A 17920-nucleotide genomic window follows, 5' to 3' on the forward strand; every position below is an offset into this window, starting at 1 on the left:
CGTGACCGAAGATTTCGTGATCGAGGAAGTCGGCGGCCATACGCTTGCGTTTGGCGTCTCCTGGCTGAAGCTTTCCGGGCCGCGTGCGCAGCGCCGGCGTGAAGTTGGGGAGCTGGTCAAGAGTTTTGAGGCGACTCATTGGGTATCGCGTGCGAAAGATGAGATCGCGTCCGTTGGGGTTTTGAGCGCGCAAGCAGCAAGCCTCCCAGCGAAAACGCTTAGCCCCGGGGTTCTGCTTGCCCGATATTTCGCCGAGTTCGACGATAGGGCATTTGTCATCGTCCGTGCGCTGCGCAATAGCCAGCAATACTGGATTTGCGCTGTGCACAAGGGACTGGTTGAAGAAGCCGGGGAGCGTCTCTCAAGCGCAGCTGGCCTGGTGCAAGCCGTGGAGGAAGTCGTCTCATCGATAGACGACGATACGCAAATCGAACTGATCCTCGATGGCGTCGCTGAAGCAGAATTGAACAGTATCGGTGATGAGCGAATTGTGCTTCGTTCCGGTTCCCTCGCGATTCTCATCGATGGACAGCCCACGGGCGAAGCCAGGCTCAAGTCGGTAAGTTCACGAAGCGGGACGGTCGTTGTGGCCGCAGGCGTTCTGGCTGGCGTCATGCTGATCGCCGGGCTTGGCTATGCTGCTTACCAGATGCTATGGAATAAGCCGGTTGCGCAGCCCGTCGTGGCAGCAGCACCCCCGCCCGATCCTACCTATGCCAGCAGTGTCGTCGAAAACTTCAATAACGCGCGTCACTTCCCGGGCAAAGTGCTTGTCCGTGAGCTGGACCGTGTACTCAAGGATTATCCCGTCGTGAAGAATGGCTGGATGATTGCCTCTGCTCGTTGTGCCAGCGGCGGCGGATGTCAGATCACTTATCGCCGTCTGCCGTTCGCTGGCAGCCTGCCGCCCAATCCGGCACAGCCCGAAGGCGCCGCCTCGGTGGATCTGGAAGAAGGCAGCCATAGCTGGAAGATTGCGGCAGATCCCTTGCTCTTCAAGGAAGCGCCGTCAGCAAACAACCTCCGGGCCTTTCTGGCGCGCTATCCCGGAAAGGAGTCGATGCTCCCCTTTTTCTGGGGCGCGAAGGATTACGAGCTCAAGCTTTCATTCACCAGTCCTAAGCCGGTGGGGCAGCCGGTGAATGGCGCCACTTTCGGCGTCGAGGAACTGGGCTGGGAGCTTTCCGGCGACGTGTTCCTGCTTGGGCATCTCGAACAGCTCCCGGACAATGCCGTGCTTTCCGAAATCGCGTACAAGATCGAGCCGAATCAAACTGTGACGGTTGCTGCAAAAGGAATTTACTGGCGAGTCGGCGCACCCTTGCCCGTACCTGATAAAGGCAAGAATGGGAATCCATCATGAATGACGTCTTGACCATGCGTATGGAGTGAACAGATGAAATCGATATATGCCGTCCTGGCGAGTGGAATTCTCTTGGCAGCTTCATCCGCAAGCTGCATCGCTGCAGAGCCAACCTTCAATGAACTGGTCGCCAAGCAGCGCGAACTGGCCCAGACCAGAATTCAGCGGCAGATCAACGAGGAACGGAACAAGTCGTCTGCAGGCAGCCCTCCCGCAGAGAACATGGCGAAAATGCAGGTGCTGGTGGATGACAACGAACCGCAGCAGATCGATGCCGCTTATGGTGTCGGCTCGAGCCTGACCCTGCTGGTTCGAACCCCGTCAGGATTGAAGACCATGCGTTCCGGAGACCAGAATGGCATTTGGCGATTGAACAGCGTGAGTGGCAACACGGCCATGTTCGTCCGTACCGGGAAGAAAAACTGGCTTGGCCCCAAACAGGTTTTCCTGCAGATGCCGGGGTTGAGTGCTGCCTATCAAGCGCAATAGAACGACAGAGAGAGCATTCATCTCTCCTCGAATGAGGCGTACAGGCCAAACGCTTGGCCTGATTCGTTTCAGGCCTTCGCTCCGTGTAACGCCAAAGCGCAGAGCGCTGAAGTCTTTTCAGTAAGCTGGCGGTTCAGCCGCCAGCTCGCCAATCCAATACACGCCGAGTTGTTCTCACCTCCGCCTTGCTGAGGCTGGCAGTCGATCATTGCGCGCCAGCGCCGCGGTGCGCCCATCCCGTGGTGCGCTTTTCAATGATGGCGAACAGTTCGTACATGGCCATCGCCATCGCGCCGATGGTGACCAAGCCGGCAAAGGCGAGCGGCATGCGCATGGAGGAGCCTGCGGAAACCAGCAGATAGCCGATGCCTTCATTGGATGCCGTCATTTCCGATACCGTGGAACCGACGAAGGCCAGCGTGATCGCCACCTTGAGGGATGCGAAGAAGAAAGGCATGGCGCGCGGCAGGCCGACCTTCATCAGCACATCGAGGCGGCGCGCGCCTAGCACGCGCAGCACGTCTTCCAGTTCCGGTTCCAGGGTCGCCAGTCCGGTGGCGATGTTGACCATGATGGGAAAGAAGGAAATCAGGAAGGCGGTCAGGATCGCGGGGCCGGCGCCGATGCCGAACCACACCACCAGCACGGGAACGAACGCCGCCTTGGGCAGGGCGTTGAAGGCGGTCATCAGCGGATAAGCCGCGGAGTAAAGCAGCGGAGAGGAGCCGATGACCATGCCAAGCGCGACGCCGACCGCAACCGCGATGGCGAAGCCAGCCATGGTGACCCAGAACGTGCGCAGCGCATGTTCGAGCAGCGGGCCGGCGAACTCCACCATGGATTCGGCGATCGCCAGCGGGCTGGGGAAGATGAATTCCGACACCGAGAAGACGCTGCAGATGACCTGCCACAAGAACAGTATCAGGACCAGCAGCGCCCAGGGAGCGACGCGCTTGAGGGTTTTCGATTTCATGGAAATAGCAGGCAAAAAGATAAGTGAAGCTCAGCCGTTGCGCACACGGCCGATATGCTCGCGCAATTCATGCACTAGTTCGGAGAATGGCTCGGTATAGGTGACTTCCAGGTCACGCGGCCGCGGCAGCGGATTCTCGCGCCGCGCCAGGATGCGGCCAGGACGGCGGCTCATGACGTAGATGGTGTCGGCGAGGAAGGCGGCTTCGCGCAGATCGTGGGTCACGAGAATGACGTTGAATTGCCGCTCGGTCCACAGGTCGCGCAGCACGCACCACAATTCTTCCCGGGTGAAGGCATCGAGCGCGCCGAAGGGTTCGTCCAGCATCAGCATCTTCGGCTCGTGAATCAGCGCGCGGCAGATCGATGCACGCTGCTGCATGCCGCCCGACAGCTGCCAGGGAAACTGATGCGCATACTGCTCCAGGCCGACAGTCTTGAGCAGCTTCATCGCCCGCGCCACATACTCCGTGCGCTTCTGCTTGAAGCTGCTGCGGTAGGGCTCGACGATCTCCAGCGGCAGCAGCACGTTGTCGAGCGTGGTGCGCCAGGGAAGCAGCGTCGGCGCCTGGAAGGCCATGCCGACGATCTTGAGCGGGCCGACCACCCGTTCGCCGTTGATGGCCACGGTGCCGCGGCTGGGCGCCTTCAGGCCGGTGGCCAGTTTCATGAAGGTCGACTTGCCGCAGCCGGAAGGGCCGACGATGGCGATGAATTCGCCTTCCCGCGCCTGCAGGGTGATGTCCTCCACCGCGAAGCCGGAGGACTCGCCGTAGGCGAGAAAAACATTTTGAAAATCAACGAACACGGAAGAACGGCTCACTTCGGAAAGACATTGAGTTCGATCTTGGCCGGCAGGAAGGATCCATTCCACACCAGGTTGGGATCGACGCGGGTCTTGGTGTTGTAGGCGTCCGAAACCTGGGAAGCCATCAGCGACAGACGCGGGCCGGTCACCTGGCCGAAGCCCTCCGCCCTGGCGCTCGGCGTGGCGATGGAACTGGCGATGGCGAGCTTCAGGCGGCGCGCTTCCAGCTTTTCATCCACTAGACTGTCGCGCTCCTTGAGCGTCTTGATCGAGGCGTCCGGGTTTTCCATCACATCCTTGGCCGCGCGGGCGAAGGCGCGCAGGAAACCCTTGATGGCTTCCGGCTTCTGCTTGACGAAGGTCTCGGAAGCGATGATCGCATTGCCGTACATCTTCACGCCGTTATCGGGATAGGAGAGCACCACCACATCTTCATCCTTGATGCCGCGGGCGTTCAGGTTGAGCAGCGAGGTGAAGTAGAACCCGGTGATGGCATCGACATCGCCTTTGGCCAGCATGGTTTCGCGCAGCGGCGGATCCATGCTCACCCAGTTGGCGGCCGATGCGTTCAGGCCGTTTGCCTTGGCGAAGATGGGGTAAGCGCGGCGCCCGGCGTCGAACACCGGAGCCCCAAGCTTCTTGCCGGCCAGATCGGCCGGTTTCCTGATTCCGGACTTCTTCAGCGCCAGCACGGCGGCCGGCGTGTCGTTGTAGACCATCATCACCCCCACCGGCTTGCTCGGCGCGGAGGGGTTGTTGCCGACGAATTCCATCAATGCCGCCATGTCGGCGAAGCCCATGTCATACGACCCGGAAGCGACGCGGTTGACGGCATTGCCGGAGCCGTTGCCGGCGTCGATGGTGACGTCCAGCTTTTCATTGGCAAAGTAACCTTTGGACTTGGCGACCAGGAAGAGAGCGGCCGGGCCTTCGAAGCGCCAGTCGAGCTGGAAGCGAACCTTGGTCTCCTGAGCGAAGGCTTGCAGGGACGTGGCGCACAGAAGCGCGATGCCGGCATGACGGAAGAAGCGGGAGAGGGTCATTACATTCCTGTATCAGCAAGGTTGGCCCAATCATCAAGCATCCCGATGGGCAATACCTGCGCAACAGCAATATGCATGCCACTCGATTGTGGTGCTTCATGCGATAAAAAGGGGCATCCCCTTCGCCATTGCATCGCCAGACTTGCACTGATTCCGGGCAGGATGTCGCTGTCTCGCCCAGATTCAGTGCGATTTGGCCGCCCGGCGGAAATGGCTAATGGCTTGAAGCTGATCGGTGCGCCGCTGGCCGACGCTCAATCCAGCGGGCGGGCAACGCGGAAGCCGTTCTGCATCTGCCGCACCGAGGCATCGTATTTGAAGCGGGTGGTGGAAGGCATGTAGCTGGCTCCTTCCCGCCAGGACCCGCCGCGGATGACGCGGGTGCGGCAATTGGGCTGCTCCCAGGCGCGGCCGTCGCCGGGCGCGCCGGCGTAGTTGTTGCGCCAGCAGTCGGCCACCCATTCCCAGACGCTGCCATTGACATCATGCAGGCCGAAGGGGTTGGGCGGGAAGGTGCCGGCATCGACCGGGCCATCCTTGTCCCAGGGGTCGCCGCATTCCTTGCAGTTCGCCATTTTGGGGCGCATCTGTTCGCCCCACCAGTAGCGGCTGCCGGTCCCGCCCCGCGCCGCGTACTCCCACTCCGCTTCCGTCGGCAGCCGGTAAGGCTTCCCGGTCACCTGCGACAACCATTTCACGTATTGCTGGGCATCGTCCCAGCTGATGTCCCGTGCCGGGCTCTTCTTCGAGCGCTGCTCACTGCCTGCCAGGCGCGGGCAGCCGCCGGCATCGACACAGGCATCCCATTGCTCGACGGTGACTTCGAGCTTGCCGATGGCAAAAGGCTTGGCGATGGTGACGTGGTGCGCCGGCTTTTCGCTCGGGTCGCCGGTATTGCTGCCCATGGTGAAACTGCCGGCCGGAATGCTGACCAGGATCGGGCATTGCTGGCAGTCGCGGATTTCGCCGCCGGCCTGGCGCGGCGCGGGGCGGCTGTCCGGCACCGCGGCCGGTACGGGTGTCGGCGCAGGGGCGGGCCGCGCCTGCGCCGCGTCTTGTGCAGGAGGCGGCTGCCTGGGTCGCTGCGCGGGTCTTTCGGAGATTGCGGGTCTCTCCGCAGCCGCAGGTTTTTCCGGCGGTTTTTCCGCCGCCTTTTCCGGTGCCTTGGCCGGCGCGGGCTGGGTAACCGACGGGGGCTCCGCCTTGGGTGCGGCGGCGCGCAGCCGCGCCAGGCGAGCTTTGGCCAGCGCTGCGAAACGGCCATTGGGATAGGTGTTCAGATACGCCTCGTAATCCGATGCATGGGTACTGTCCTTGATCGATTCCCAGAAACTCAGCTCGAACTGCTCGTCGCTGTCCTTGGGCAGGATGGCGCGGCTGCGCCATTCGATCACCGTTCCGGCGTCTGCGTCGGAGCTGCCGAGCAGCGCGGGCGCAGGCGTGTCCTGCGGCAGAAAGCGGAACTCGGCTGAAAGGGTGGATGCCACCCACGGCTGCTGCCTGCCTTCGGTAGCGTGGCGGACCGCCAGCCCGACCCGGCGGAAGAGCTGGCTATGCCCGAGCCCCGGCTCCCCGAGCGCCCGCAGCAGCTGGGCGGTGTAGGTGCCATGGCGCGGACCATCGGCCGCGAAGCCGCCTGGCGCGGTGGCATAGGCGACCAGCGTTTCTTCCGGCACCGGATCCCTCGCCGGGATGCTGCCCGCGCTGCGCGACTCGAAGGGGTTGTTGAGGCAAATGTCGAGGATGACCAGGTTGCGCTTGCCGGGCCGCGGCACAGCCATGCCGTTCAATATCTCCCGCAGTGCGAGTGCATCGTCCATGCCGGTTTGGGCCGCGCGGCCGGCGGCATCGACGGGCAGCAGCCGGGTGCCGCCGGCCACACCGGCGCCGTGGCCGGCGAAATAGAACAAGCCGGTGCCGCCGTCGTCGAGACGCTGTCCGAACTCGCGCAGCGCCTGGCGCATCCGGGCCTGGGTCGCATCCTCGAGATGGGTTACGTCGAAGCCGAGCCGGCGCAGCATCGCTGCCATGGCGCGGGCATCGTTGACCGCATTGCGCAAAGGCGCAAGTGCATAGCCGCCGTTGCCTATCACCAGCGCGATGCGCCTGTCATGAGCGTCGGCTGCCGGAGCGGCAAGTGCGGAGGAAGGGTCGAACGGGAGCGATGCCGCCGGCGTTGGCGCGGGCGCTGCGGCGGCCGTGTATGAAGCAAGACAGGAGCACAAGGCCAGGAGAGCGGCGGCGAAGCGGAGTCCCGTCCGAAACTGTCGAAGGTCCATGTCGGTTCTTATTAAATGCGAGAGGCGTCCGCCGAAACGACGGTGGAGCAACAGTCGCAGCCCGGTACGGCCGGGCATGGAAGCAAGGAAACCCAGGGCAAACCGATGCGCCATGAAGCCAGTTCATGGAAGCTTCTATCTTTGAACCGTTGCGGCGGGATGATTCTGTTCTATATCAAACCAGCCCGGTGAATTCGCTTACTTCCGGCTCGGCATGTCCTATGGTGCAAGCAGCGGCCGCGGCGAACCGGCGCTGGCGCCTCTGCCGATCTTTCCTGCCATCCCTTTGCCGGCAGCCCCGGCACCCTGACGCAATGCTTGGCGTGCCGCCGTGGCAACACGGCGGATGACATTCGGAGGTCGCCCATGATTCAAGCATCACGGATTGCGGTTTTCGCTATCGCCACGGCATTCGCCGGGCCGTTGCATGCGGAACGGACGACGGCGGCGCCCGACGCCCAGGTCTACTTCATCTGGCCGCGCGACGGCACCGTGATCAACGGCGGCAAGTTCTGGGTGCGCATGGGCCTGCGCAATATGGGCGTGGCGCCGAAAGGGGTAAAGATGGCCAATATCGGCCACCATCACATGCTGGTCGACACCGAGCTGCCGCCGTTCGGCGAGCCGATCCCGTCGGACCGCAACCACCTGCATTTCGGCGCGGGCGAAACCGAGGCGCGGGTCGAGCTGCCGCCCGGGAAGCATACCCTGCAATTGCTGCTCGGCGACCACGACCACGTGCCCCACGAGCCGCCGGTCTACTCGAAGAAAATCACCGTCATCGTGCGCTGAGGAGATGCCATGAACCGGTCACCCATCGCCGTCCTCGGCCTGCTCTGCCTGGTTTGCCGGCTCGGTTTCGCCGGCGAGACGCCGGCCCCGTCGAATGCCTATCTCTACATCGGCTGGCCCAACAACGGCGAGGTGATCGCCGCCGGCAAGCCTTTCCGCGTCTGGTTCGGGCTGCGCGACATGGGCGTGGCGCCGAAGGACGTGAAATTCGCCAATACCGGCCACCATCATCTGCTGATCGACACCGAGCTGCCGCCGTTCGGCGAGCCGATCCCGTCGGACCGCAACCACCTGCATTTCGGCGCGGGCGAAACCGAAACCATGGTCGAGCTGCCGCCGGGCAAGCATACGCTGCAGCTGCTGATGGGCGACGATAAGCACATCCCGCACAATCCGCCCGTCCACTCCAAAAAGATCACGATCACGGTGAAGTAGCTTTCCCGCGGCGCGGCGGCCAGGCAGCCCGGACCAGTCGACATGAGAAACCAGATCGAAAGCAGCAGGCAGCATGGCGCGGTGACGGGCTATCTCGAGATCACGACCGAGGGCGCTGTCAAGCCGATGGTGTTTCCCATCCATGACGAGGCGGTCATCGGCCGCGACCCACAGGATTCGCTGGAAGCGGACAAGGTCGTGTGCGTGCCCGACCATACCGTGAGCCGGCGGCACGCCCGCATCCGGCGCCGCGACGACCGCTACTATGTCGAAGACCTGCATTCCTTCAACGGCACTTTCGTGCAGGGCAAGCGGCTGCGGCCGGGCATCTGGCATCCGCTGCGGGACGGGGAAGAGTTCTCGGTGGCCTCGGCGCAGGTGATATTTCATTCATTGATCGCCCCGGCGCCGGAAAGCATGCCGACCATCATCACCCGTGTGGTGGAAGCGTCCGACGTCACCCGCTTCGCCGAGCCGGCGCCGAACGCGTCGGCTGCGGACATGCAGCGCATCGTGCAGAAGCTGCATGCGATGGCCCAGGTCAGCATCGCCCTCGGCGTGGTGAAGGACCGCGCCACGCTGACCGAGAAGATCATGAACTTCATCTTCGAGCTGTTCCCGCTGGCCGAGCGCGCCTTCGTGGTGCTGCGCGACAGCGAAGGGCAGCCGCCGGTGCCGGTGGCAGCGCGCCGGCGCGACGGCGGCATCGTCGATCCGCAGCAGGTGCGCCTGTCGCGCACGCTGATGCATGAAGTGATCGACAACAAGCGCTCGGTGCTGTCGGTGGACACCCTGTCCGACCGCCATTTCGGCAGCCAGCATTCGATCATTTCGCAGGCCATTCGCAGCGTGATGTGCGTGCCCCTGCTGCTGGAGGAGGATTGCCTCGGCCTGATCCAGGTGGATACCTCGTCCGACCCGTATGCTTTCAAGGAGCAGGACCTCGAGATGCTGACCGGCGTCTGCGCCGAGGCCGCGGTGGCGCTGAAGAATTTTCAGCTCTACCACGATATCGAGCGGCTGCTGGATGGCTTCGTGCGCGCCTCGGTGCAAGCCATTGAGGAACGCGATCCGGTCACCGCCGGTCATTCGTTCCGCGTTGCTGCCTATGCCGAGCACCTGGCCAAGGCGGTGGACCAGGCCGACAGCCCGGAGCTGCGCCAAGTCACCTTCAACGTCGATCAGCTGCGCGAGATCCGCTATGCCGCGCTGTTGCATGACTTCGGCAAGGTCGGCGTTCGGGAAAACGTGCTGCGCAAGGAGAAGAAGCTTCATCCGGCCGACATGGCGCTGCTGGAGCAGCGCTTCCGCTATGCGCGTGCATGTCTCGAGCGGCAGGGCTACCGGCGCCTGGTCGAGCTGCACAGCAGGCATGAACTGGGCATGGCCGAGTTTCGCGACGCGAAGCAGGCCATGGAGGCGGGAATGCGGGATGAGTACCAGCGTCTGGACCGCTTCCTGGAGGCGATCCGCCGTGCCAACGAGCCTTCCGTCTCCTATCGCGAAGGCGGCACCGAGCTGAAGGAAATCCTCGACTATGCCTGCTTCGAGGATGATGAGGCGATCCTGTCGCTGTTGTATCCGGCGGAATCCGATGCGCTGCGCGTGCCCAAAGGCTGCCTGACGCAGGAGGAACGCCGCGAGATCGAGGCCCATGTGGCCGATTCCTATTCTTTCCTGATTCTGATTCCCTGGACCCGCGACCTCGGCGCCGTGCCGACCATTGCCCATGGCCACCATGAAAAACTGGACGGCACCGGTTATCCGATGGGCTTGCGCGGCGCGCAGATCAGCCCGCAGACCCGGATCCTCACCATCTGCGACATCTTCGACGCGCTCACTGCCGGCGACCGGCCCTACAAGAAGGCCGTGCCGGTGGAGCAGGCGCTCGACCTGATCGCGGCGGAGTGCCGGGCAAACAAGCTCGATACCCATCTGTTTCGTGCCTTCGTCGAGTCGCAGGCGTGGTCGGCGACCTGATTGCGGATGTCGGAATCCGGACCGTGGACATTGACAAATGAAACGACCCAACCCATTTCACTTGAAAGCCGGCGGCGCCGGCATCGCGCTCGCTGCCTGGGCCGGATTGCTGAGCGGCTGCGCCGATGTCAGCATGCCGGCCTACCAGCGGCCGGAGGCGCCGATGAAGTCCAGCTTCACCGAGCGGCCCGACACCAAGATATCTGCGGCCGAGACCATACGCCCCGACTGGTGGCACGAATTCCGCGATCCTCAGCTCGATGCCTTGATCGCCAGAGCCATCCAGCAGAATATCGACCTGCGCATCCTCGCCGGCCGCATTCGCGTCGCCAGTGCCCAGATTGGCGAGGTGCGAGCCGGCATGCTGCCCAGCCTGGATGCCGGCGCCGGCGCCAGCTTCGAAAAGAGCACCGGGCAAAAATTCGCCAAGCAGTTCAACCTCGGCACCCAGGTCAACTGGGATCTCGACATCTGGGGCAAGGTGGAGAAGGGCGTGCAAGCCCAGAGCGCCGAATACCGCGCCTCCGAAGCCGACTGGCGCGCCGGCTATCTGAATCTGGTGGCAGGCGTCGCCACCACCTATTTCCAGATTCTCCAGCTCGACCAGCAGATCGAGCAGCAGCAGCTGGCACTGAGCAAGAACCGGGAAATACTGTCGACCTACGATGCGATGCATAGGAACGGCCTGCTGCCCAATACGCGGGTGCTGCAGCAGCGCGCCGAAATCAACCGCCTGACCAACGACTTGCTGGAACTCGGCCGCAACCGTGAGATCGCCGGGAATGCCTTGTGCACCCTGCTCGGCGTGCCGGCAGGGGACTTCAAGGTGCCGCCGGCGCGACTTGAGGAACGGGTGCAGGTGCCGCCGGTGCCGGGCGGGTTGCCGGCGGAATTGCTCAAGCGCCGGCCTGACGTGGTGGCGGCCGAATACCGGGTGCTCTCCGCCTACAACCTGGTGGGGCAGGCCAAGCTCGCACAATTGCCTTCCATCAGCCTGACCGGACGCGGCGGATCGTCCAGCTTCGCGCTTACCGACCTGCTCAAGTCCTTTACCTTCGGCCTGCTGCCGAGCATCAACATCCCCATACTGGACCCCAGTATCAAGGCGAGGGTCAAGACCAGCGAAGCGGAATCGGGCGTGGCGGAAGAACAGTACCGGCGCACCGTCATCGCCGCGCTCGAGGAAGTGGAGAATTCGCTGGTGAACCTGGATGCGCACAAGAAGCAGCGGGTGGAGCTGCAGCAGCAGATCGGCAATCTCGACCAAGTCGCGCGCCAGGTCAACGCACAGCTGAAAGAGGGCGTGGTCTCGCAGCTGGAAGTGCTGGAAAACCAGCGTTCCCTGCTCGGCGCCCAGCTGGCGCTGCTGGCGAATCATCAGCAGATCCTGTCCGACACGGTGACCTTGTACAAGGCGCTCGGCGGCGGCTGGTCGGCCGTTGAAGTGGCGCAGGATGCGCGATAGGCCTGCCGCCATGTTCAGCCAGAAAATGGCGCCGCCGGCCGACGAGGCGGATGACCGGACCTCGGCGCTCAACCAGCACGTCGTGGATTACGACATCGTGCTGCGGCCGCTGTCGCATCCGGAGCTGGGCGATATTTTCATCGGCGAGAACCTGTTCGCCATCGGCCGCAACGAACCGCCCTTCGATTCCTACGCGCCAGAGATCACCGCCGACCTGTCGCGGCGCCATGCCCGCATCTTCAGCGAATACGGCGCGGTTTACATTGCCGACCTCGACAGCAAGAACGGCACCACCGTCAACGGCGTCGACATCCAGCAAAAGATCAGCCGCCTGCATGATGGCGATGAAATCTGCTTCGGCAAGGCGCTCGCCTATCAGGTCAGCCTCGGACCGCGCGCCCGCACCCATCAGCCGAGCGCCCGGCTGGTCAGCCTGACCCTGACGCCGCAGCGGGAAGATATCGGCCTGCAGCCTATCGTGATCACTCAGTTTCCCTTCCTGATCAGCAAGGCCGACGATGCCTTCGCCCGCTACAAGGATGATTTTCCGCATCAGGTGCAATACCTGTCGCGCCGCCATGCCCACATTTTTCTGAAAGCCGGTGCGCCTTTCATCGAAGACCTCGGCAGCACCAACGGCACCTTTGTCAATGATGAGCGCCTGGAGGAGCGAGCGGTGCCCCTGAAGGACGGGGATGTCATCAGCTTTGGCGGACGCCATTTCGTCTATGGGGTGAGCCTGCAGACCGAGATCGCCCAGATCGACCCGACCGTCACCAAGCTCAGTCCGCTGGTGCGCGAAGGCGCTCCGCAAGCCGCCGACACGGCGGCGCCGGAGAGCGCGGCGGCATCGGACAAGACCACCTTCGTCGCGGCGGCCGACTCCTTTCTCAATATTTTCTGCATCGACCAGGCGCAGAACAAGACGGACGCCGTTCCGGAGGCCGAGGAGGCGGCGCCCGACGTCGAACCGGGAAAACGCCATCCGCGCGGCAAATATGGCACGTTGGCGGCCGCATTCATGCAAGCACTCGGTGACGGCGGCGGCGAAAAAGGCCGCCTGCGCTGGGTAGCCCTGGCCGCGACCGCGGCGCTGGCGATTGCCGCCGGCGTGGCTTACTTCGGTGCGCAGCCGGAATCGGAGGTCAAGGACTTGATTGCGGCAGGACGGGCGGAACAAGCGGTGCCGGTGGCGAGCCAGGCGCTTGCCCGGCGACCGGACAGCACCGAACTGCGCTCGCTTGCCGCGGAAGCGGTGCTGAAAACCTATCTGCCAGCCTGGATCGCGGCACAGAAGGAAGGCAATTTCGATCGCGCGGCGCAGTCACTGGCATCGATGAGGCAGGCCGGGCAGCAGAATCCGGACATGCAGCCGATGCTGGCGGAGCTGGAGTGGCTCGGGCGGCTGGATTCCTTTGCCGCCAGCCATCGCGACGCCGGCGCGCCGCTGCGCATCTTCGCCGAGGAAGAGCAGATTCAGGCACTGCTCGCACACTGGGACCAGGATACCCAGGCCCATCAGCGGCAACTGGAGAAGATCGCGGCTTACGTGCCGGAATTCAGGGAAACCTACGCGACCGGACTCAGCCATCTGCGCCGCCTGCAGAGCGACAATGCGGTCTATCTGGCCGCCATGGCGCGATTAAAGGCAGCGATCGAGACGGAACTCGGCCGCGATAATCCAGGGGCGCTGAACGCCGTGCTGGACGATTATGCGCAAAAATTTCCGAGGCTGGCCGGCATGGACCAGTTGCGGCATGACTTGCAGCGTTATCTCGAGATTGATGCCGCTGCCCGCGAGCGCCGGCTGGGAGCGCTGGCGGTCCGGCTGGAAAACCCGTCTTTCTCCACGCCGCCGTTTCAGGCCAAGCTGCGCGCGGTCGCCAGCAGCGACCGCTTTCCGCCGCCGGATGTGCTGCGCCAGTATCAGCCAGTGGCCAAGGCTTGGCGTGAAGGCGACGCCCGCGCCGCGCTGGGCGGATTGCAGCAGATGAAGGCCGCCTCGTGGCAGGATGCGGTGACGCGCGAGACGGCACGCAAGCAGGCATTGCTGGAACAGCATACAGCGGTGCAGAAAGGGCGCGGCAACCGTGGACAGGATGAGCGCCTGCTGCAGATGGCCGGCATGCTCGATCCGGAGGAAGACGTTTATTTCTTGCGCGCGCTGGAGCCGGAACTCACGGCCAACCGCGCCGCCGTGCTGGCGAAAGCCCGCGAGCATGTGGCGCAGTCGGAGCAGCGCTGGCGCCGCTACCAGGAAACCGGCGGCATCGATGCCAGCCTGCGCCTGGAATCGACGCTGTCGCCGAAGTTCCGGGAACAGGCCAGGCTGCTGCGCGACGCGCACGAAGACGTGGCGCGCAGCATCCGCATCCATCGGCAGCTGAAGGCGGAATATCCGCCCCAGTGGGAACGGTTCCAGGCCGACATCGACGCAGAGGCGGCCCTGCAGCGCAGCGGCCTGCAGGAGCAGCAGGCCGGCGCCAATCCGGCGCTGATCCGCGCCAAGCTGCAACTGCTGGAGGGAGGAACGAATGAAAAATGAAGCCCTCAAGCCCCTGACCGAAGCCCTGGAGGACCATAGCGCCGAAGGCATTGCCCTGCTGAGCGCGGAGCCGAGCCGCTTCATCCAGGCGGCGGTGATGGTCACGCTGGCGCTGGTAGTTGCCGGCCTGGCCTGGTCTTTCTTCGGCCATGCCGACGTCATCGTCAGCGCACCGGGCGCACTGATGCCCGACTCCGAAGTACGGCGCATGTACGCGCCGATAGACGGTGAGCTGGCCAATCTCTACATGTCGGAAGGGCAGCCGGTATCCAAAGGCGATGTCGTGGCGCGGCTCAATGCGCGCGGTGCCATCGAGGCCGCCACCAAGGCGCTGGAGGCGCAGCTCAAGCTGGAGGATGCGGAGAGGGAGTGGAAGCAGTTCCCGGAAAGGAAGGCGCTGATGGAACGGCGCGTCGCTACCCTGAAGCAGCAGGTGGAAGTGGAAGAGCGGCAGCATGAGAAGCGGCTGGCCGAAGGCACTTCCAAACTCGCCGCGGGACAGCAGGCACAGCTGGCCGAGGCCCGCACCAACGTCGAGGATGCGCGGCGCGCGCGCGACGCCGCCAAGGAGGAGGCCGACAAGTACACGCGCCTGTTCTCGCTGCCCGGAGGCGGCGGCGTTTCGCAGGTGCAGGTGGAGGCGAAGAAGAATGCCATGCAGGCGGCCGACAATGCGCTGCGGGTCGCGCAGTCGCGGCTGAACGAACTCAGCGCCCGGCAGGGACTGGAATTCAACCAGGCCCGGTCGCAGCTCGAAACCAGCGGACAGGAGCTGGCCAAGCTGAGGCTGCAACTGGAAGCGGCGGTCAGGGAAATGACCGGCGCCGAGGACAAGCTGCGGCTGCAGGTGCAGACCGCTCGGCTGGTGGCGGACGCGGCGGCGCGCATCCGTTTCGAGAACATCGACAAGGACAACTTCCTCCTTGTCATGGCGCCGGTGGATGGCGTGATTACCGATGTCACATCGACACAGTCGGGCGACAAGATTCAGGCCAATACGCCGCTTGGCGGAATCGCGCCGAAAAATGCGCGGCCGATGCTGCGCATCGAGATTGCCGAGCGCGATCGGGCCTTTCTGCGGGAAGGCTTGCCTGTCAAGCTGAAGTTCAATGCCTTTCCCTATCAGCGCTACGGCCTGCTGAACGGCACGCTGGAATTCATCTCGCCCGCTACCAAGCCTTCGGCGCAGTCCAAGCAGCCGGTCTATGAAGGCCGCGTCAGGCTGGACCAGGATCACTACACCATCGGTGAGCAGCGCTATCCGCTGCGCTACGGCATGACGGCGACGGCGGAGTTGGTGGTGCGGGAGCGGCGCATGATCGATCTCGCGCTCGACCCTTTCCGCCAGATCGGCGGATGAGGCAGGCAATGCGCGCTCAGCCGCGCTGCCTCCTTGCCGCTGCTTCCGCAGCAGCCCGTTCCATGCGCAGCGAATGTGCGGTTCGTCGCGCCGAGACGGGAACAGGCTGCCATGCGAACTGGCGCCCGATGGTGATGTGGAAGTCGGGCGCCGGCGGCAAACCGAGCTCGCGCCTGATTTCCTGGAACCAGTCGTTGTAGACCGGCAGCGACCAGAAGGCAAAGTGGCGGCGCACCACCACGTCATACTCGATCTCCACCTCCAGCCCTTCGTACTTTCCCCATGGCGCCATGTTCGGCACGGCCTCGTCGTGTCGCACGATGGTGACGTGAGTGCCGAACATCGGCCGGTTCAATCGCATGGCTTGCCCAAACTCACGCTGAATGAACCACTGATAGAGCAGATCGAGATCGTCACGCGGCAACGTGGCAACGAGAGATCGCTTGATGTAGGGCTTTTGCGCGGCAATCGGCGGCAGGTCGTAAGCCAGCCGGCCATATGTCACCAGGCGCGGATGGTCCGCGCTAGCGGCAAGCTGGCCGCCTTCTTCTTTCCGAGCTCGGCAGAGAAGCGGGATTCCGGGATAATGGCGCGCGGAAGCAAAGTGGGTCATGGCAATGTCGCTTAGCTGATGCTTGTTGGGCTCGCCGGCTGCTTCGAGGTTTCCGTACATTGATTCGCGCCGCCTGTTTTCTCCCTATCAACCCTTAGACTTCATTCGTGAACGCGCTGACGCGCCATTCAGTTCCATGCAAATCGATTCCCTCCGCCAGCGCATGCGGCAGTTCGGTGCCAAGCCGGAACATGAACAGCGTCTCCTGCGCGATTGGATTCAGGCGCGCCCGCACGACCAGGGGCGGCGGCGCCCCAAGGATTACTTGCCGCTGTCCTTGCGGGAGGCACGACCGGTGCTGGAGTCGGAATGGCAAGGCATGGCAAGGCTCCTGTCCATCCACCCGGCAGAGGAAGGCGCTGCCCGCATGCTGGTTGGACTGGTCGACGGCCAAGTGGTGGAGAGCGTGCTGCTGCCGCGCGGCGGCGTCTGCATCTCCAGCCAGGTAGGATGCGCAGTCGGTTGTCAATTTTGCATGACCGGCCGCAGCGGACTCATCCGCCACCTCACTAGCGGTGAAATGGTGGCTCAGGTAGCGTTGGCTCGCGCCCGGCAGCCGGTGAAGAAGGTGGTGTTCATGGGCATGGGCGAGCCGGCCCATAATCTGAACAATGTGCTCGATGCGATCGAACTGCTCGGCACCGAAGGCAATTTCGGGCACAAGAATCTGGTCTTCTCGACGGTAGGCGATCCGCGCGCCTTCGAGCGGCTTCCGCAGGGCAAGGTCAAGCCGGCGCTGGCGCTGTCCCTGCATACCACCAAGCCGGCGTTGCGTGAAAGGCTGTTGCCGCGAGCGCCGAAGATGACACCGCGGGAACTCGTCGAACACGCTGAAGCCTATGCACGGCTAACCGATTATCCCGTGCAGTTCCAGTGGACCCTGATGGAAGGCATCAATGACGGCGATGACGAGATTGATGGCATCGTTGAAATGCTGCGTGGAAAATACGCCGTGCTGAACATCATTCCCTACAACACGATTCCGGATCTCGCGTTCCGGCGCCCGGCTGAAGAACGCTGCCGGGCCATCATCCGTATCCTTCATCAGCGCGGCATCCTCGCCAAGTTGAGAGACTCGGCGGCGCAGGAAGTCGACGGCGGCTGCGGCCAGTTACGGGCGCGCGCGCTCGGCGAGGAGGAAGGCGTCATGCGCCTGCATCCGGCGCGGTGATTTGTCGCTCTGACATGGCGATTTGCCAAGGTTCGCGCGTCGGCCAATGTGCTTATGACAAGAGGAAAAAATTTTTCGCGTTTTCCGGCGAAACCCCCTTGGCAGAGTCAGAATCGGTTTGCTATAGTTCGCCTCCCGTCGCGCAACGCAGCAAGCGAAGCAAGACAGAGCGGCATCGAAAGAGGCGCGCTCTTGAAGCGATGGAAAAGCTCAATATGAATTGAGTGCTGCTGACGAACACAACGCTTCGCAGCGCCGGCAAGCCGCTCAGGAAACTGGGGCGGCGAGCCGAAGCAGACGGATCTTTAACAACTAACAGCCGATAAGTGTGGGCGCTTGGTAGCGTGCGGCGGCGTCAGCGGTAGGGCAGCGATGCCTGTGCTGCTGATGCTGCAAAACGAAATAGCAAGTGCTCATATAGAAATACCGGTTCATCTGCCCGCTATGGGAGGATGGATCGAGTCAGTATTTTGAGTGAGCGACGCTGCCGGAGACGGCAGTTCTGTCAGCGATGGCAGATAACAGGCATTGAACTGAAGAGTTTGATCCTGGCTCAGATTGAACGCTGGCGGCATGCCTTACACATGCAAGTCGAACGGCAGCAC

General features: G+C 63.4%; 14 protein-coding genes and 1 rRNA gene. 10 read left to right on the top strand and 5 right to left on the bottom strand.

Annotated features, from left to right (window positions below; genetic code table 11):
* The first annotated feature begins 1 nt into the window (after position 1).
* Positions 2-1363, top strand: a complete 1362-nt coding sequence (locus tag CHB88_RS19950) for a type IV pilus inner membrane component PilO (protein WP_176442566.1) — start codon at positions 2-4, stop codon at positions 1361-1363.
* Positions 1364-1396: 33 nt separating this feature from the next.
* Positions 1397-1852, top strand: a complete 456-nt coding sequence (locus CHB88_RS19955; protein WP_089401099.1) for a hypothetical protein — start codon at positions 1397-1399, stop codon at positions 1850-1852.
* 205 nt (positions 1853-2057) lie between these two features.
* Here CHB88_RS19955 and CHB88_RS19960 read toward each other — a convergent pair whose 3' ends face one another.
* The 4 genes from CHB88_RS19960 to CHB88_RS19975 form a co-directional block, all read right to left on the bottom strand.
* Positions 2058-2825, bottom strand: a complete 768-nt coding sequence (locus CHB88_RS19960; protein ID WP_089401100.1) for an ABC transporter permease — start codon at positions 2823-2825, stop codon at positions 2058-2060.
* 30 nt (positions 2826-2855) lie between these two features.
* Entirely contained in the window at positions 2856-3632 is a 777-nt protein-coding gene (locus tag CHB88_RS19965) for an ABC transporter ATP-binding protein (protein WP_089401120.1), read from the bottom strand.
* Between the two features lie 11 nt (positions 3633-3643).
* Positions 3644-4675 carry an ABC transporter substrate-binding protein gene (locus CHB88_RS19970; protein ID WP_089401101.1) on the bottom strand — a complete coding sequence of 344 codons (1032 nt, stop codon included), beginning with the start codon at positions 4673-4675 and terminating at the stop codon, positions 3644-3646.
* A 254-nt stretch (positions 4676-4929) separates the two neighbouring features.
* A complete protein-coding gene (locus CHB88_RS19975; protein ID WP_089401102.1) occupies positions 4930-6954 on the bottom strand; it encodes an SUMF1/EgtB/PvdO family nonheme iron enzyme in 2025 nt (674 codons plus the stop codon).
* Positions 6955-7320: 366 nt separating this feature from the next.
* Between CHB88_RS19975 and CHB88_RS19980 the strand changes: the two genes are divergently transcribed.
* Genes CHB88_RS19980 through CHB88_RS20005 form a run of 6 tightly spaced genes read left to right on the top strand, consistent with a single transcriptional unit; the run spans position 7321 to position 15531 of the window.
* Complete coding sequence (locus CHB88_RS19980; protein ID WP_089401103.1) at positions 7321-7746, top strand: DUF4399 domain-containing protein; 426 nt, start codon at positions 7321-7323, stop codon at positions 7744-7746.
* Positions 7747-7755: 9 nt separating this feature from the next.
* The gene (locus tag CHB88_RS19985) at positions 7756-8181 is read left to right on the top strand and encodes a DUF4399 domain-containing protein (RefSeq protein ID WP_089401104.1); all 426 of its coding nucleotides are present in this window, start codon (positions 7756-7758) and stop codon (positions 8179-8181) included.
* A 42-nt stretch (positions 8182-8223) separates the two neighbouring features.
* Positions 8224-10161, top strand: coding sequence for an HD domain-containing phosphohydrolase (locus CHB88_RS19990; protein WP_089401105.1), 1938 nt, complete (start codon positions 8224-8226; stop codon positions 10159-10161).
* 37 nt (positions 10162-10198) lie between these two features.
* Positions 10199-11626: an efflux transporter outer membrane subunit gene (locus CHB88_RS19995; protein WP_089401106.1), complete on the top strand. Its 1428-nt coding sequence runs from the start codon at positions 10199-10201 to the stop codon at positions 11624-11626.
* A gap of 10 nt (positions 11627-11636) precedes the next feature.
* Positions 11637-14171, top strand: a complete 2535-nt coding sequence (locus CHB88_RS20000; protein WP_176442567.1) for an FHA domain-containing protein — start codon at positions 11637-11639, stop codon at positions 14169-14171.
* Entirely contained in the window at positions 14161-15531 is a 1371-nt protein-coding gene (locus tag CHB88_RS20005) for a beta-barrel domain-containing protein (RefSeq protein WP_089401108.1), read from the top strand. The genes CHB88_RS20000 and CHB88_RS20005 overlap by 11 nt, the downstream gene beginning before the upstream one ends.
* A 16-nt stretch (positions 15532-15547) precedes the next feature.
* Here the strand turns inward: CHB88_RS20005 and CHB88_RS20010 are convergent, their stop codons facing one another.
* Positions 15548-16204, bottom strand: coding sequence for a hypothetical protein (locus CHB88_RS20010; RefSeq protein WP_089401109.1), 657 nt, complete (start codon positions 16202-16204; stop codon positions 15548-15550).
* Between the two features lie 76 nt (positions 16205-16280).
* Here CHB88_RS20010 and CHB88_RS20015 point away from each other — a divergent pair, with 76 nt between their 5' ends.
* Together CHB88_RS20015 and CHB88_RS20020 are read left to right on the top strand one after the other, a co-directional pair.
* Complete coding sequence (locus CHB88_RS20015; RefSeq protein WP_089401110.1) at positions 16281-17315, top strand: RNA methyltransferase; 1035 nt, start codon at positions 16281-16283, stop codon at positions 17313-17315.
* A gap of 530 nt (positions 17316-17845) precedes the next feature.
* Positions 17846-17920, top strand: a 16S ribosomal RNA gene (locus CHB88_RS20020); the annotation flags it as partial.

This window comes from Noviherbaspirillum humi (genome assembly GCF_900188095.1).
GTDB lineage: Bacteria > Pseudomonadota > Gammaproteobacteria > Burkholderiales > Burkholderiaceae_D > Noviherbaspirillum > Noviherbaspirillum humi.

Coding starts and splice junctions, on each gene's coding strand:
- CHB88_RS19975 (WP_089401102.1), bottom strand. CDS start 6,954: ATGGACCTTCGACAGTTTCGGACGGGACTCCGCTTCGCCGCCGCTCTC.
- CHB88_RS20015 (WP_089401110.1), top strand. CDS start 16,281: ATGCAAATCGATTCCCTCCGCCAGCGCATGCGGCAGTTCGGTGCCAAG.
- CHB88_RS20000 (WP_176442567.1), top strand. CDS start 11,637: ATGTTCAGCCAGAAAATGGCGCCGCCGGCCGACGAGGCGGATGACCGG.
- CHB88_RS19970 (WP_089401101.1), bottom strand. CDS start 4,675: ATGACCCTCTCCCGCTTCTTCCGTCATGCCGGCATCGCGCTTCTGTGC.
- CHB88_RS19980 (WP_089401103.1), top strand. CDS start 7,321: ATGATTCAAGCATCACGGATTGCGGTTTTCGCTATCGCCACGGCATTC.
- CHB88_RS19995 (WP_089401106.1), top strand. CDS start 10,199: ATGAAACGACCCAACCCATTTCACTTGAAAGCCGGCGGCGCCGGCATC.
- CHB88_RS19955 (WP_089401099.1), top strand. CDS start 1,397: ATGAAATCGATATATGCCGTCCTGGCGAGTGGAATTCTCTTGGCAGCT.
- CHB88_RS20010 (WP_089401109.1), bottom strand. CDS start 16,204: ATGTACGGAAACCTCGAAGCAGCCGGCGAGCCCAACAAGCATCAGCTA.
- CHB88_RS19985 (WP_089401104.1), top strand. CDS start 7,756: ATGAACCGGTCACCCATCGCCGTCCTCGGCCTGCTCTGCCTGGTTTGC.
- CHB88_RS19960 (WP_089401100.1), bottom strand. CDS start 2,825: ATGAAATCGAAAACCCTCAAGCGCGTCGCTCCCTGGGCGCTGCTGGTC.
- CHB88_RS20005 (WP_089401108.1), top strand. CDS start 14,161: ATGAAAAATGAAGCCCTCAAGCCCCTGACCGAAGCCCTGGAGGACCAT.
- CHB88_RS19990 (WP_089401105.1), top strand. CDS start 8,224: ATGAGAAACCAGATCGAAAGCAGCAGGCAGCATGGCGCGGTGACGGGC.